Raw genomic sequence first — 16,543 nt, forward strand, 5'->3', positions numbered from 1 at the left:
AAAAGGCACATAATGACAATTATTCTAGCTAGTTCAAACGCAGGAAAACTAAGAGAGTTTAAAGATTTTTTAAAGGAATTCAAGGTGCGAAATTACAGCGAGTTTATCGCCCCTTTTGAGATAGAAGAAAACGGCGCTGATTTTAAAGAAAACGCCCTTATAAAAGCGCGCGCTGTCTATAAGGCACTAAAAAGCCAAAATCCTGAGGCTTTAAAAAACGCTATTATTCTAAGCGATGATAGTGGCATTAGCGTCAAAGCCCTTGGTGGCGCGCCTGGGATTTACTCAGCAAGATATAGTAGCGACTTAGTAGAGCATCCAACAGAAGCTAGCAACAGAGCCAAGCTAAAAAGCGAGCTTGATAAAAAAGGCGTTTTTAGCTCGCCTGCCTTTTACACAGCAGCAATTGCTGCTATTAGCGATATAGGTGGCTTTAGCGAGCATGTGGAGCTAGGCTTTATGCACGGAAGTGCTATTGCTGATGAGCGTGGCGAAAACGGCTTTGGCTATGATTTTATGTTTATACCACAAGGCTATGAGCTTACCATAGGGCAGTTAAGCGAGCAGATAAAAGAAGCCCTAAGCCACCGCACGCAAGCTCTAAGAGCGATTTTACCACATTTAAAAGCCCTAGCAAAAGGCTAAAATCTAGAATTCCCTAGATTTTTAAAATTCCGTCTAAAATCGCCGTCATTGCGAGCGAAGCGAAGCAATCTCATTCAAAATTCCCTAAGCCTTGTGTCATCCCCCAGCTTGACTGGGGGATCTCATTTAAAATTCCGTCTAAAATCGCCGTCATTGCGAGCGAAGCGAAGCAATCTCATTCAAAATTCCGTTCAAAATTCCCAAGCCAAAACTAGAATTCCCTATAAAATAAATTTAGAATTCCTTGAAATTTTCTAAGAATTCTAGATTTTGTGCTACAATTTCGCAAAAAATTTTAAGGTAAAAAATGAGCACGCTAATAATAGTAGAATCCCCAGCCAAAGCAAAAACCATAAAAAACTTTCTAGGCCGTGGCTATGATGTAATCGCTAGTCTAGGACACATCCGCGACCTGCCAAAATCAAGCTTTGGCATAAAGATTGAAGATGGCGAGTTCATCCCAGAATACCGCATTACAGCAGACCATAGCCAAGTAGTAAAAGAAATCAAAGAAAAAGCCAAAAGCGCAGATAAAATCTACTTAGCAACGGACGAAGATAGAGAGGGTGAAGCCATAGCCTTTCACATCGCAGCAGCCATCGGCAAAGACCCGCTAAAACTGCCTCGCATAGTATTTCACGAAATCACAAAAAGCGCAATAGATGCCGCACTAAAAAACCCACGCAGCCTAGATATGGCAAGCGTAAACGCCCAACAAGCACGCCGCTTGCTTGACCGTATCGTTGGCTACAAGCTAAGTCCACTTCTAAGCCAAAAGATCCAAAGCGGACTTAGCGCAGGCCGCGTACAAAGTGCTGCGCTAAAAATTATCGTAGACAGAGAGCGTGAAATTCAGGCCTTTGTGCCACAAAGATACTTTAGCATTGAAGTTCTTTTTAAAACTGACCTTGAAGCCACGCTTGTCTCTTTTAAGGGTAAAAAGCTTGATAAGCTTGATATTTCAAGCGAAGAGCTGGCTGATGAGATACTAGCAAGCCTTAAAAAATCAAGCTTTAGCATAAGCAAAATAGAAAGCAAAGAGCGTAAAACCACAGCAAATCCGCCTTTTATGACTAGCACACTACAACAAAGTGCGAGCAACCGCCTTGGCTTTAGCCCTAAGCGAACCATGGCGCTAGCCCAGCAACTCTACGAGGGCGTAAACACCCCAAATGGACAAATGGGCGCAATCACCTATATGAGAACAGATAGCCTAAATATCGCAAAAGAAGCAAGAGAGGCTGCGGCTAAGTTTATTGAGCGTGAGTTTGGCAAAGAGTATTTGCCGCCTAAGCCAAATATATACACTAGCAAGGCAAAAGGCGCACAAGAAGCCCACGAGGCGATCCGCCCTACAAATGTAGAGTTTACCCCACAAATCGCTGCAAAATACCTAGAAAAAGACCTTTTAAAGCTCTACACGCTTATCTATAACCGCTTTGTCTCTAGCCAAATGAGCCCGCAAATCACGCTAAATCAAATGGTAAGCGTAGACGGAGGCGAGTGCGAGCTAAAAATATCTGGGCGAAAAACGCTATTTGATGGCTTCTCTAAGCTCTGGGCTAGCAGCGAAAAAGATGTGATCTTGCCTGAGCTGTCTTTAAAAGAAGAGTTAAAACTTCAAAAATCAAGCAAAGAAGAGCATTTTACCGAACCGCCAGCCAGGTACAGCGAGGCAGGTCTTGTAAAAAAACTTGAAAGCCTAGGGATCGGCCGTCCTAGCACCTACGCCCCAACCATCACGCTACTAACAAGCCGTGAGTATGTCAGCACGCAAAACAAGCAACTAGTGCCAAATGAAATCGCCTTTAAAATCACAGCTATGCTAGAAGCAAACTTCACAGACATCGTAGATAGCGACTTTACAAGCAATCTTGAAAAAAAGCTAGATGATATCGCTGAAAAAGGTGCCAATTGGCAAAAGGTGCTTGGCGAGTTTTACGAGCCATTTATAGCCAAAATCAGCGAGGGCAAAACCGCAATTGAGAGCCAAAAAGTGCGCGAACTAATCGGCGAAAAATGCCCGCAGTGTGGCAAAGACTTGCTAAAACGCTCGGGCCGCTTTGGCGAGTTTATTGCTTGTTCTGGCTTTCCAAAGTGTAAGTACTCACGCAACATAGCTAGCGAACAAAACAGCAGCCAAAGCACTAAAAAACAAGCCGCCAGCACAGGCATCACCTGCCCAAAATGCCAAAAAGGCGAGGTCGTAGAGCGCAGCAGCAAAAGGGGCAAGTTCTATGGCTGCTCGCTTTATCCAAAGTGCGATTATACTAGCAACTACAAGCCAGCAGGCGCGTCTTGCCCGCAGTGTGGCGAGCCTATGGTGCTAAAAGAGCTTAAAAAAGGCAACTTCCACGAGTGCCTTGCTTGTAAATACAAAACGCAGATTTCATAAGAAATTCTAGAATTCCTAGGATTTTTGGGGGTTAGGGGGTATTTTTAACTCAGGAATTCTGGTTTAAGGAATTCTGGTTTAAGGAATTCTAGTTTTGGAATTCTAGTTTTGGAATTCTCTTTGGGGAATTCTAGATTAGGAATTCTAGAATTCTCCTTAAAAGACACCCCCTTAACCCCCAGAAAATCTAGAATTCCTAGGGAATTTAATATGGGAATTCTAGTTTAGGAATTCTAGATTAAGAATTCTAAATTTAGGAATTCTAAAATTCCTAGCGTAACTTCTCTAAAAAATCTAGAATTCCTAGGGAATTTAATATGGGAATTCTAGTTTAAGAATTCTGGAATTCCTTAAAAGACACCCCCTTAACCCCCAGAAAATCTAGAATTCCTAGGGAATTCAATATAAGAATTCTAGATTTGGAATTCTAGTTTTGGAATTCTAGTTTAAGGGAATTCTAGAATTCCTAGGGAATTTAATATAGGAATTTTAGTTTAAGGAATTCTAGTTTTGGAGAATTCTAAAATTCCTAGCGTAAGTTCTCTAAAAAAATCTAAAATTCCTAGGGAATTCTAGATTAAGAATTCTAGATTTTAGTAGTATAAATTTGCTTATAAAATCTCTTGGATGATTAGTTGAAGGCTTTCTTGACCTCTAAAATAATTTCTGCCTAAGGTAAATAAAACATCTATCCTAACGCCCATAGCAGGTCTTTTCTCAAAGTTAAAATACACCGCCTCAAAGCAGCGATTATCCGCCTTTAGCACAAGGCGCAGGTGCAAGCCCTCAGAGCCTATAGTATTTACGCCCACTACAAGCGCACAGCGTAGAGCAAAAACTGGCTTTGGATTTTTACTGCCATAAGGCGCAAAACTATCGATGATATCCATAAGCTCACTATCAATACAATCAGCTTTAATATCGCCTAGCAAATCATCGTGGCTAATTTGATTAAAATCTACATTGCTACAGGCTTCATTTAGTGCTGTTTTTAGCTGGGCTAGCTTGCTAGGCTTGGCCACTAGCCCAGCAGCGCCCTTATGCCCACCAAAACTACTAAGAAAGCTCTCACACGATGAAATAAGCGCTAAAATATCAAACTTTCCAACGCTTCTAGCAGAGCCCTTGGCTCTTTGCCCATCTATGCTAAATACAATCGCAGGTCTTTTATACAGCCTTGCTAGGCGAGAAGCCACGATGCCAATCACCCCCTCATGCCAGCCCTCACCCCAGACTACAACCACCTTATCATTTTCGCTCACGCTTTTAGCACAAAGCTCAAAAAGCTCTTTTTCACGCTCTTTTCGCACGGCGTTACACTCGCTGATTTTTGCTAGCAAGCCCTCAGCACAGCGCAAATCTCTTGATCGCAAAAACTCAAAGCTAACAGTAGCATCATCCATGCGCCCAGCTGAGTTTATAAGCGGCGTGATAAGAAAGCTAATATCATCAAAAGTAAAACTTTCTTTAAAAGCTTTACTTTCTTTAAAAGCTTTGCTTTCTTTAAAAGTAAAACTTTCTTTAAAAGCAAAGCTTTCTTTGCCACTTAGCCTAGCAATAGCACGAAAGCACGGACGCGCAAAAGAGTTTATTTGCCTTAGCCCAGCTCGCACTAGAACCCTATTCATATCCTTTAGCTCCATCATATCAGCGATGATGGCAAGCGCTAGCAGGTCAGTAAACTTGCCAAGCTCATAGCCTACTAGCCCAAGCTCGTCTTTTAGCGCAGCTACTAGATACCACGCTACTTGTGCGCCGCAGATTTCTTTGAAGGCAAACTCATTGTCCTTACACTGCGGATCAACTAGCCCGTCAGCCTGCGGCAGCTCATCAAGAGGCATGTGGTGGTCTGTGATAACTAGCTTTATGCCACGCTTTTTACACTCATTTGCAGCTTCAAAGGCAGTTATACCATTATCTACTGTGATGATAAGCTGGACATCTAGCTCGCCAACAATGCTCTCATTTAGCCCATATCCGTCTTTGAAACGATTTGGTATTTTTACCTTGTGGTTTTTATAGCCTATATCGCAAAAAAACTCGTCCAAAATCGCAGATGAGCAAACCCCATCGCAGTCATAATCCCCTACAATAGCGATTTTTTCATTATTTTTAATGCTAGCAGCGATTATGCTAGCAGCATTTTTTGCCCCACTCATAGTGTGTGGCAAAGGCAGCTGTGAAAGGCTAGTGTGCTTGTCGTTAGCAAAACGCTGCGAGAGTAGCTTAGCTACTGCTGGCTTATCTAGCACAACAGGCCTTTATAAAGCCCAAAATCGCTGGATTTGGCTCTTTTAGACGAGAGGTAAACTCTGGGTGAAACTGAACACCTAAGAAAAACTTATGCTCTGGAATTTCAGCAGCTTCTATTAGCCCATCGCTCTCACCGCTGATTTTCATACCAGCATTTTCAAGGCGTTCTCTATACAGCGGATTTGCCTCGTAGCGGTGGCGGTGGCGTTCTTTTATAAGATTTGCGCCACCATAGCATTTGCTAAGTAGCGAGCCAGGGGCGCAGTGACACTCATAGCCGCCAAGGCGCATAGTCCCGCCTAGTGGGCTTACATGCGTGCGGATTTGTTTTGCGCCACTTGCGTCAATGAAACTATCTATTAGATAAATCACAGGCTCACTGCAGCTCTTATCAAACTCAGCCGAGCTAGCATCTTTTATGCCAAGCACCGAGCGAGCAAACTCAATAAGCGCAATTTGCATGCCAAGGCAAATGCCAAGATAAGGTGTGTTTGTTGTCCTTGCGTATTTGGCTGCCTCCATCATACCGCTAACGCCTCTAAGCCCAAAGCCACCAGCTACTAAAATGCCAGCGCAGTCTTTTAGCATAGATTCTGCTGTGTTTGGCTCTAGTTTTTCGCTATCTACCCATTTTAAATTTACTCTTGTATCAGTGGCTGCGCCTGCGTGGATGAGAGCCTCGGTTAGGCTTTTGTAGCTTTCTTTTAGATCTGTGTATTTACCGACAAAGGCGATTGTGATTTCATGTGCTGGGGCTACTACTCGTTTAACAAGCTCGTTCCACTCGCTCATATCAGCTCTAAGCTCACCAAGAGCTAGCTTGCCGCTAATAGCATCTAGAATTCCTTGCGCTTCAAAGCTAAGTGGGACTTGATAAATGCTAGGTTGATCGCAGCTTTCTATAACGCAGTTTTTTGCCACGCCGCAGCTTGCAGCTAGCTTGTCTTTTAGCTCACGGCCTAGACTTTGTTCTGAGCGGCAAATGAGCATATCAGGGATGATGCCTATGCGTCGAAGCTCGCCTACGCTGTGCTGGGTGGGTTTTGTTTTTAGCTCGCCGGCTGCTTTTATGTATGGCACTAGCGTGAGGTGAACAAACATAGCATTTTCATGCCCTAGCTCGCCGCCTAGCATACGGATTGATTCTAAAAACGGCAAGCCCTCGATGTCACCTACTGTGCCGCCGATTTCAACGATTAAGATATCTTTGCCCTCACCTGCGTCTTTTATGCGGCTTATTATCTCGCCTGTGATGTGTGGGATTACTTGGATGGTTTTGCCAAGGTAGTCGCCTCTGCGCTCTTTTTCTATGACTGAGCTATAAACTCTGCCTGTGGTGAAGTTGTTTAGCTGGCTAAGGTTTTCGCCCAAAAAACGCTCATAATGCCCAAGGTCTAGGTCAGTCTCAGCCCCATCATCAGTTACAAAAACTTCTCCGTGTTCAAGTGGACTCATCGTGCCTGGGTCTACATTTATGTAAGGGTCGCATTTAAGTATGCTTACTTTTAGTCCTGCGCTTTTTAGCAAAGTTGCGATAGAGGCTGCTGCGATGCCCTTGCCTAGTGAGCTTAGCACGCCGCCGGTTACGAAAATGTATTTTGTTTGCATGGATTTTCTCTTTGAATTTTTGTGTGAAATTATAGCAAAGCAAACTAAAATAGACTTAAAAAGCAGGGAATTCTAGATTTGCGGAATTCTAAATTATAGGAATTCTAGAATTCTAGTTTAGGGAATTCTAGATTTGTAGGAATTCTAGAATTCCCTACTATGTCATCCCCAGCCCCTTTGGGGGATCTCTATATGGAATTCTAGATTTAGGAATTCTAGAATTCCCTAGGGATAAAAAACTTATAGGAATTCTAGATTTAGGAATTCTAGAATTCCTAGATTTAAGGCAATTCTAGCGCAAAGGTGCTGCTGTGCTAAAAATCTGCGGTGCGCAGGCGCAGATAGAACAGATCTTTATCAAGCCGTGCGCAGAATTTTAGTAGTGCTGCAAGAGCTGAGCCTTTATGTATTGTTAGTCTAGGTCTTTTAGCCCGATCTCTCTCATCCCACTCTCAAACGCTGCTGCGCTTGCCTGCTGAAGCAAGATGGCAAGGTCATTTGGCGTAGTAGATGAGTTCATCGCCTCTTCACGGGTGATGATGTTATTTTTGTATAAATTTAGCAAGGCTGAATCAAAGGTCTGCATACCGCTATTTGCGCCAGCTTCTGTGATGGCTGTTAGAATTTCATCTTGGCGGCCTTTTAGGATTAGCTGTTTGATACGAGGGGTTTGGAGCATGATCTCTACAGCTGCTACGCGGCCTCCGTCAATCTTTTGGCAAAGGCGCTGAGAGATAATGCCTTGAATCGCTGAGCCAAGTGCCATTTTCGCACGCTCTAGCTCAGAGCCTGAGAACATGCCTAGCACACGGTTTACAGTCTCTTGTGAGTCTCTGGTGTGTAGGGTGCTAAGCACCAAGTGTCCAGTCTCAGCTGCCATAAGAGCGATATTCATAGTCTCATAGTCACGGATCTCACCTACTAGGATGATATCAGGGTCTTCACGCAAAGAAGCTTTTAGCGCAGTTGCAAAGCTGGTGGCGTCTTGGCCAACGCTGCGCTGGTTTATAAGGCAGTTTATATCCTTGTGGATAAACTCAATTGGATCTTCAATCGTGATAATGTGAGCTTTGCGCTTTTTATTTATGCGATCTATCATGCTTGCTAGCGTGGTTGATTTACCTGAGCCTGTTGGGCCAGTTACTAGCACGATGCCACGATGTACTGTATCGCAGAGCTTTACTACACTTGATGGAAGCCCAAGGTCTTCAAGGGCTGGAAGCTTAACTGGGATAGTTCTAAACACAGCCGAGACGCCATCCATTTGAAAGAAAATATTTACACGAAAGCGGTAATCTTCGTTTAGCTTGTGGATAAAATCTGCGCTTTTATTTTCAACTAGCTCATCAAAGCGTCCACGAAGTAGCTCTTTTGCTAGAGTAAGTCCTTCTGGGGTAGAAAGAAAGCGAGAGTTTTCTACTGGCACCATTTCGCCATTTACACGCTTGCGGATAACTGAGTTTGATTTTACATGAAGGTCGCTGCCGCCGTCTCGCACTAGCTCCTCAAGGTAGCCATTTAGCTCATCACGAAGTTTAAAATCTAATTTTGAAATATCTACTGCCAAAACTTTACCTTTTATATATTTTTTAATCTAGGAATTCTAGAAAATTTTAGGGAATTCTAGAATTTCATACTCTAGAATTCCTTATAAAAATGCCTAGGCTTGTAAAGCGTTAATGCTTTGTGCGTAGGCTTCTTTAAAAGCACTTATGCCATCACTAAATAGCTTAGCGCAGACTTTTTCGTGGTTTATGCCAGCTGCAGCTGCTTTGGCAAAATACTCTTCAATGACCTCTTTTGAGGCTGGAGCTATTACATTTATGCTATTTGCGGCTTTTAGCGCATCAAGTGGAGCTGTGTTTATCGAGCGCTCAAAGGCTAGTTCTTTGATGTAATAATCAGGGCTTGCCTTGCCACCTTTTACACCAGTGCTAGCAAAAAGCGTGCGAACATTATTTAGCCCATAAGTCTCTATCTCATAGTAGATAGAAGTAGCATTGTAAATGCCGTATTTCATGTGATCTAAACCTGCTTTTTTAAGGCTTTCTTCAAGCTCTCTATCAAAACGGCTTACAAACACGCTGATTACACACTCTGGCTCTTTTGTATTTGGGAATTTTTTCTTATAGCTTTTTAGCCCTTTTTCAAAGGCTTTTAGGCATTCTTTTGCTTGCTCTAGGCTAAAAACTAAGGTTGCATTTACATTTATACCCCGTTTTACTAGCTCACGCATTGCGTAGTAGCCTTGTTCGTTTGCTGGGATTTTCATCATGACATTTGGCATTTTTATAGTATTAAAAATACGCTTTGCCTCATCTAGGCTGCCCACCTCATCATCAAAAAGCTCAGGTCTAACTTCAATGCTAACAAAGCCATCTTCACCATTTGCGTAGTTTGTAAGTAGTTTAAAAGCAGCGTTTTTGACATCATTCATAGCTAGAAGCTCATAAATTTTCTTTGCTTCTTTTTTGCCTTTTAGACTAGCGATTTGCTCACTATATGCACCACTTTCAAAAGCAGTTTTGAAAATCGCTGGATTTGTCGTAGCACCTGAGATTTTGCCCTCTTTTATCATGCTAGCAAAATCGCCATTTATAAAATCTTTTTCTAAATAATCGCACCATAATGAAAAGTTCATTTAATGTCCTTCACAGAGAACTCTAGAATTCCCTATTTAAAAATCAAATTCTTTATAAAATCTTTTTAAGCTCTGTTAAATCTTTGATATCTATGATATGAGTAGCAGCTGATTTTAGCACAGCATTTGCGCAAAACGCCACGCAAGTGCCAGCCTCTTTAAACATAGAAATATCATTTGCGCCGTCGCCTATGGCAGCGACTTGCTTACTATCAAGCCCCAAAAGGCCTTTTAAGCGTTTTAGCATTTTGCCTTTTGAGTCGCCAAACATCATCTCGCCACCTACTTCGCCACTTAGCACTCCGTTTTTTGAGTGAAGTTCATTTGCGAAGTTTATATCAAAGCCAAGCAAGCTTTGAGCGTGGTCTGTGGCTATGTGAAAGCCACCTGAGAAAACAGCTACTAAAATTCCTTTTTCTTTTAGATATTTTATGATTTGCTCTGCGCCTTTGATAAAAGGTAAAGAATGAGCGATTTGCTCTATTTTTGCTACCTCTACGCCTTTTAAAAATTTAACTCGCTCTTTTAAACTCTCGTAAAAATCAAGCTCGCCAGCCATAGCACGCTTTGTGATAGCTGAGATTTCATCCATTTTTCCCACAGCTTGGCCAAAAAAGGCTATAGTCTCGCCATCCATAAGCGTGCTATCAAAGTCAAAAACACAAAGCTTAATCACTTAAAATCCTTAAAAATCACGCTTTAAAAGCCCTTCGGCTTTTAGGATAGTAAGGATATTATCATCCCTTTTGCCTATTCCAGCGATCATACCTTTTGCGTGTAGCAAGGTCTCTGGCGGAGTGTCTATTTTGCTTTTTTTCATTCTTATTGCCTCAGTTAAGCGGTCAATCACAAAGCCTGCGACATTATCTTCATATACCATTACTATATAGCGAGTGGTATCTGTCATTTTTGGGTTTTGGACACCAAACATAATGCGTAAGTCTATTAGTGGCGTTACATTTCCACGCATATTAAATACGCCCAAAACAAACTCAGGCACACCAGGCACGCGAGTAAACTCAATAGGCTTTATAATCTCTTTAATATAAAGAATTGGAATCGCGTATTCCTCCTCTCCAACAATAAAGCCTACTAATTGCTCAACCTCGTCAGGGTCTACTTGGACGGGGTTTGTGATTTGTTGTTTTTGCTTTTGTAAAACTTCGTTTAATTTGTCCATGTTGCTTCCTTATGGTAGCTTGATGTTCTTGCGAACAACATTTTCTAGGTACTCACCTGAGTATGGTTTTGTGATATACTCAGTCATGCCGACCTCTACGCCTCTTAGGCGGTCACTCTTGCTAGTTCTACTTGTAACAGCAATAAGCGGTAGATTGCGGTATTTAGAATACTTGCGAATCTCACCTGCAAGGGTATAGCCGTCCATTTTTGGCATTTCGATATCGATAAGCACAGCATCAAAGGCATGCTCGCCACTTTTGATGATATTAAGCGCTTCTAGACCATTTGTAGCTTCTATTAGCGTGATACCAGTTGGCGCTAGAGCCTTGCTGATGATGGTTCTATCCATTTTTGAGTCATCGACAACTAGCACTTTGTAATCAGCTGGGCTTTCTTTTGCTTTTTGTGTAGCTTCTGCGCTCATGCTTGATTTGATATCTACTTTAACTTCTTTTGCCATATCCATGATAACGCCAACATCTACAATCAGTGTTACTCTACCATCACCACGGATTGTACCGCCTGCGATACCATCAATATTTGCTAGGTAGCTACCAAGAGATTTGATAACGATTTCTTCTTGTCCTATTAGATTATCAACGATAATTCCTAGCTTAGTCTCAGCCACACTAATAACTACTACATAGGTTTGATCGCCACTTTCAAGCACTTGTTTTACGCCAAAAAGGTCGCTTAGACGCACAAGGCTAAGAACCTCATCTCTTAGACGAAGAACATTTTTGCCCTCGATTGTGTAGATATTATCTACTGGCACACGAACTGTCTCATTAACATTTGCTAGTGGAATAGCATAGATTTCTTCTTGTGTTCCTACTAGTAGCGATTGAATAATTGCCAAGGTTAGAGGAATCTTTAGTTTTAAAGTAGTTCCTTTGCCAACTTCGCTATCAATGTCAATTACACCGTGAAGTTTCTCAACATTTGTTTTAACAACATCCATACCAACGCCACGCCCAGAGATATTCGTAACCTTTGCCGCCATAGAAAAACCTGGGCGGAAAATGATAGAATAAATCTCTTTATTGCTCATAGTATCAGCTTCGTTCTCGCTAATTAGTCCACGCTCAACAGCCTTGATACGAATAGCATCAGCATCAATTCCCTTACCATCATCTATGATTTCAATAACGATGTGATTACCTTCATTATACGCTTTTAGCTCTATGGTTCCTTTTTCTGGCTTGCCAGCTGCTTTTCTAGTAGCTGGATCTTCTATACCATGGTCGCAAGAGTTGCGGATAATGTGAGTTAGTGGATCGCCGATTTCTTCAACGATTGATTTATCAAGCTCGGTTTCTTCACCGCTTATGATTAGATCTATTTGTTTGTTTAGATCACGACCTATATCACGCACCACGCGAGGGAATTTATTAAACACCTTTGCGACTGGCTGCATACGAGTTTTCATCACAGCTAGCTGAACATCAGTTGTAACTAGGCTTAGGCTTGAGACAACTTGGTTTAGCTCTTCTAGGAACTGCTCACCATCATAACGCTCTTCAACATCGTTGTAGATAGTTAGCAAGCGGTTTTTGCTAAGAACTAGCTCTCCAACAAGGTTCATTAGATAATCTAGTCTGCCAACCTCAACACGAATTGTTTGATCAGAAGCATTTGCGCCTGCTTTTGCTGGTGCATTTGCCCCATCACCTGCTGGTTTAGCAGCAGCGGCTGGTTTATCAGCCACAGGGGCTGCAGGGGCAGCGGCTGGAGCGGTAGCTGGTGCAGCAGGTGCAGCTGGTGTGGTTCCACCGCCACTTCCTTTTGCAGCACGACGCGCTTCATCTTCTGCTTTACGGACTTTTAGCAGTCTTTCTATCTCAGCATTTACTTGATCTTCACTTAGAGTGTTTGGATCAACATCATCTGGTATAGCAGATGGTGGTATATCAGCAGCGGCTGACGTGGCTGGCTCAGGCGCTGGTGCTGGCTCAGGTGTAGTAGCTGGCGCGGCAGCTGGCGTGGCACTAGCAGATGATTGACCCTCGCTGATAGCAGTTAGTTGCAGACAGATTTGAGAAATATCAATGCCTGAGCTTGAGTCGTTGCCGTTATCACGGATACTAACAAGCAGTCCTTTCATCATATCTACTGATTTTAGCACCACATCCATTACATCAGCGGTGATTTTTAGCTCGCCGTGGCGTGCTTTGTTTAGCACGTCTTCCATATGGTGAGTAAGCTCAGTTAGTGTATCAAAGTTTAGAAATGATGAGCTTCCTTTTACGGTGTGCGCAACACGGAAAATTCTGTTTAATAGCTCTAGATCATCTGGATTAGACTCAAGCTCGACTAGGTCGTGATCGATCTGCTCGATAAGCTCAAAGGACTCAACCAGAAAATCTTCTAATAGTTCTTGCATATCATCCATCTAGCACCTCCTTATTGTTGTTTGTGATTGTTAATCACGCGCGTAACTTCGTTGTAAAGCTGAGTGGCGTTAAACTTAGTTAGATAGCCCTCGCCACCGACTTGCTTACCTTGTGATTCAGAGAATTGATTGCTAATAGATGAGTTAAAGATAATAGGAATATTAGCAAATCTCTTATCTTGCTTGATAACAGAAGCAAAGTGAAAGCCGTCCATTTGTGGCATTTCAACATCTGAAATAATGATTTTAAGGACATCTGAAAGCTCATCTTTATACATAGCATAAAGGTCGTTTAGTTTTTCGATTCCATCAGAGCCGTCTTTTGCCTCAAGGACTTTTAAGCCCATTTTACTAAGAGCGTCGCCTACAAGGTGGCGAGCTGTCATGCTATCATCAAGCACTAAAGCAAAACCGTCAATCTGCTGAAAATCAGCGATATCAATTTCCATCTTAGGCTGATAGATACCAAGTTCTTGAACAATGCTCTCTAGGTCTAAAATCAGCAAAACATCGTCATTTTCGATGCGAGTAACACCTGTGATTTTGCTCTTATCCAAGGCACCGCCACCGCCAACACCGCCAGAGAAGTTCGCTGGTTCGATGTTTTTCCAATTAATTCGGCGAATTCTCTTTGCTTCATGGACGATAAAGCCGATGTAGATATTTGAAAACTCAGATATGATTACACGAGGCTTTAAAACCATCTGGGCTGGTGCTTCTATGCCCATCCAGCGAGCAAGGTTAACTACTGGAATCACCACGCCACGAAGGTCAAAAATTCCCTCGATATACTCAGGTGTTCCTGGAAGCTCAGTGAGGTTTGGCATCTTGATGATTTCTTTTACTTTTGCGACATTTACGCCGTAAATGCCCTCGTAGTAACTGTCGCCTTCTTTGCCTTTTTTAAAGATGCGAAAATCAACAAGCTCCATCTCACCAGAGCCTGTTTTTAAAACATTATCATCAAACATTTAGGCTCCTTTTTAGGATTTGAATTTTATAATCGCGGTATTCTAACATAAAAAAACTTCGCTTGCACGCAAAACTAGGTAAATTTATATAAAATTTATTTTTAACCTCAAAGCTCACACCTTGATGCCAGTGTCCCTCGATGATGATATCTGCGCTAAAATTAGCTATTCTTTGCTCTATTTTTTCTTTAAAATTATCAATTTTAAAATCTAGTTTTTTATGCATTTGCGAGCGCAAAATACTTTTTGAGAGTTTTCTGGCACAAAGTTTATCAAAAAAATCTAGAATTCCTAGCAAAAAAGGCTTTCTAAACAGCGCTAAGGCTCTTTGCGTAAGTGGGGGCAAAAAAATATCTCCGTGAGCGATCTGGACGCTTTTGCCAGCGAATTCTAGATTTAGCGGTTGAGCCTGGATTGGCACTATTTTCACATTTTTAAAAATATCTTTTAGGTAAAAGTCGTGATTGCCCTCAAAGTAGATTATTTCAGTTTTTAAGGCTAGTTTGTTTATAAGCTTAATTTGCCTAGCAAAAAAGCTAGCAAACTCGCCCACACCCACAAGCACATCAAACATATCGCCTAGCAAAAAAAGCTGACTAGGCATAGAAATCCTGCCATCATCAAGTGCTTCTAAAAACTCTAAAAAATGCGTTTTGTTCGTATTTTCGTGCGCATCGCTTAGAAAAATAGCATCAGTATTTATTTTCATAGGGAATTCTAGATTATTTTTCATAAGGAATTCTAGATTATTTTTCATAAGGAATTCTAGATTATTTTTCATAGGGAATTCTAGAATTCCTTAGCCTTTTTGCTTATTTAAACTAGCCATTACTGCTTCTATAAAAGCTGAGCGAACGCCCTTTTCTTCAAGCTTTGCGATGCCTTCAATAGTCGTGCCAGCAGGTGAGCAGACGCTTTCTTTTAAAAGTGCTGGATGAGAACTAGCTAGCAAAACCCTAACGCTATCAAATAGCCCACTAACAAGCTCGTTAGCATCCTTTGCTCTAACCCCACCTCTAATGGCTGCATTTACTAGTGCCTCAGCCACAAGTGCTAAAAAAGCAGGCGCACAACCTGAGATTATCCCAGCTGCGTCAAACTCGCTTTTGCTAGTCATTTTTACCGCCTTGCCAAAGCCTGAAATTATCTGACACAGGCTCTCATCGCCTAAAAACGGCGTTATACTAGCGTTTTTAGCAGCTGCTAGATTTGGCATACAAATAGCGTAATCTGCTGATTTTACTGCTGATTTTACCACCTCTAAATCCGTGCGAGCTAGCACGCTAAGCACTCTTTTTGCCTTGCCGCTTAGCTTTTTAGCAACCTCATCCAATGCATAAGGCTTAAAGGCTAAAATGATATCCTTGCCCTCTATATCAAAATTTTCTCCATAAAGCTCGTTTTCTACGCCGCCAAGCAGCTCGGGTGATGCGCTAAAATCAATCTTTTCTCTACTTACCAAAACCACGCTAAAGCCGCTGTTTTTTAGCCCATGAGCCATAGCCTTTGCCATAGCCCCAGAGCCCAAAATATATATTTTACTCATATTCTATCCTTTGAATTAGAACTGAAATATCATCGCTAGGGCTGATTTTACCATCTTTTGCAAGCTCTTTGATCTGCTCTAGGCTAAATTTTTTGTGATTAAAGGCTATGATATATACCTCATCGCCAGCTTTGAAATATCTATTTTCCATATTTGGCTCGTATCTTGTAGCCCCAAGTGCTAGCAAAATCTGCTTAGGCTTATGCACAAAAAATGTTGCCAAATGCTCCAAAACAGCCTCGTCTTTTTGCGTATTTAGCGTGATTTTAATCCATTCTAAAAGCTTTTCATAAAAATAGCCGTATTCACTAAGCCTTGCGCACTCGCCATAAGCCAAAAACTCGCCCTGAGAATGCAAAAAACTAGCAAGACTAAAATCATCACAAATGCCGCCGCTGCTAAACTTGTCAATAGCTATTTCATTGCCTGCGCCTCTGCTTGCGCCTGAAAAGTTCTTTTTGTGCGAGATTTTTGCTGCTTTTACGCCTCGCACGCTAGCGTCATTAAAGCTCATAAAGCTAAGTGGCTTTAAAGAGCAAATGCCCTTTTCATCATAGTTAAGACCCAAGCGTAAGGCGATTTCAGGCTCAGCTTGAACCTCAGCATTTTTAGGGATTTTTAGACGCTCATTATCAAGCGGATAACGCCCCAAAAAACTAGAATTCCCAGGCACATAAAAAGGAAAAATCCCTTTTGGTGCGCCTTGCTCTCTAATAAGCCCAGCAAAGTCGCTAGCTTCGCCAGCTTGTTCTAAGTGCTGGGCAAAATTGCCAGCTATACCAAAACAGGGAATATTTTTAAACATTTTAATCCTTTATTTTATATTTTAACAGCTTGCAAACGCTTTTAGGGAATTCTAGAATTCCCTAACTCTAGAATTCCTTAAACTAGAATTCCCTAAAACTAGAAT

General features: G+C 41.9%; 13 protein-coding genes. 2 read left to right on the forward strand and 11 right to left on the reverse strand.

What is annotated here, in order from left to right:
• The first annotated feature begins 12 nt into the window (after positions 1–12).
• Positions 13–645, forward strand: a complete 633-nt coding sequence (locus PTQ34_RS05945; RefSeq protein WP_273932615.1) for a non-canonical purine NTP pyrophosphatase — start codon at positions 13–15, stop codon at positions 643–645.
• A 307-nt stretch (positions 646–952) separates the two neighbouring features.
• Positions 953–3,040, forward strand: coding sequence for a type I DNA topoisomerase (topA, locus tag PTQ34_RS05950; protein ID WP_273932616.1), 2,088 nt, complete (start codon positions 953–955; stop codon positions 3,038–3,040).
• Positions 3,041–3,651: 611 nt separating this feature from the next.
• Here the strand turns inward: topA and recJ are convergent.
• The 11 genes from recJ to PTQ34_RS06005 all read right to left on the reverse strand — a co-directional run bounded on the left by recJ (position 3,652) and on the right by PTQ34_RS06005 (position 16,438).
• Complete coding sequence (recJ, locus tag PTQ34_RS05955) at positions 3,652–5,292, reverse strand: single-stranded-DNA-specific exonuclease RecJ (protein WP_273932617.1); 1,641 nt, start codon at positions 5,290–5,292, stop codon at positions 3,652–3,654.
• Positions 5,282–6,901 carry a CTP synthase gene (locus PTQ34_RS05960; protein WP_273932618.1) on the reverse strand — a complete coding sequence of 540 codons (1,620 nt, stop codon included), beginning with the start codon at positions 6,899–6,901 and terminating at the stop codon, positions 5,282–5,284. Before PTQ34_RS05960 ends, recJ begins: the two co-directional genes overlap by 11 nt.
• Before the next feature lie 412 nt (positions 6,902–7,313).
• The gene (locus tag PTQ34_RS05965; RefSeq protein ID WP_273930962.1) at positions 7,314–8,468 is read right to left on the reverse strand and encodes a type IV pilus twitching motility protein PilT; all 1,155 of its coding nucleotides are present in this window, start codon (positions 8,466–8,468) and stop codon (positions 7,314–7,316) included.
• Positions 8,469–8,561: 93 nt separating this feature from the next.
• Complete coding sequence (locus PTQ34_RS05970) at positions 8,562–9,542, reverse strand: transaldolase (RefSeq protein ID WP_273932619.1); 981 nt, start codon at positions 9,540–9,542, stop codon at positions 8,562–8,564.
• Positions 9,543–9,594: 52 nt separating this feature from the next.
• Positions 9,595–10,218 carry a phosphoserine phosphatase SerB gene (gene serB, locus PTQ34_RS05975; RefSeq protein WP_273932620.1) on the reverse strand — a complete coding sequence of 208 codons (624 nt, stop codon included), beginning with the start codon at positions 10,216–10,218 and terminating at the stop codon, positions 9,595–9,597.
• A gap of 9 nt (positions 10,219–10,227) precedes the next feature.
• Positions 10,228–10,722: a chemotaxis protein CheW gene (locus tag PTQ34_RS05980; RefSeq protein WP_273930959.1), complete on the reverse strand. Its 495-nt coding sequence runs from the start codon at positions 10,720–10,722 to the stop codon at positions 10,228–10,230.
• Between the two features lie 9 nt (positions 10,723–10,731).
• A complete protein-coding gene (locus tag PTQ34_RS05985; protein ID WP_273932621.1) occupies positions 10,732–13,116 on the reverse strand; it encodes a hybrid sensor histidine kinase/response regulator in 2,385 nt (794 codons plus the stop codon).
• 11 nt (positions 13,117–13,127) lie between these two features.
• Entirely contained in the window at positions 13,128–14,087 is a 960-nt protein-coding gene (locus PTQ34_RS05990; RefSeq protein WP_273930957.1) for a chemotaxis protein, read from the reverse strand.
• Complete coding sequence (locus PTQ34_RS05995; protein ID WP_273932622.1) at positions 14,080–14,868, reverse strand: UDP-2,3-diacylglucosamine diphosphatase; 789 nt, start codon at positions 14,866–14,868, stop codon at positions 14,080–14,082. The genes PTQ34_RS05990 and PTQ34_RS05995 overlap by 8 nt, the downstream gene beginning before the upstream one ends.
• An 18-nt stretch (positions 14,869–14,886) precedes the next feature.
• A complete protein-coding gene (locus tag PTQ34_RS06000; RefSeq protein WP_273932623.1) occupies positions 14,887–15,633 on the reverse strand; it encodes a pyrroline-5-carboxylate reductase dimerization domain-containing protein in 747 nt (248 codons plus the stop codon).
• On the reverse strand, positions 15,626–16,438 hold the full coding sequence (locus tag PTQ34_RS06005) for a DUF5718 family protein (protein WP_273932624.1): 813 nt from the start codon (positions 16,436–16,438) through the stop codon (positions 15,626–15,628). The genes PTQ34_RS06000 and PTQ34_RS06005 overlap by 8 nt, the downstream gene beginning before the upstream one ends.
• Positions 16,439–16,543: the final 105 nt, after the last annotated feature.

The organism is Campylobacter magnus (assembly GCF_028649595.1).
GTDB lineage: Bacteria > Campylobacterota > Campylobacteria > Campylobacterales > Campylobacteraceae > Campylobacter > Campylobacter magnus.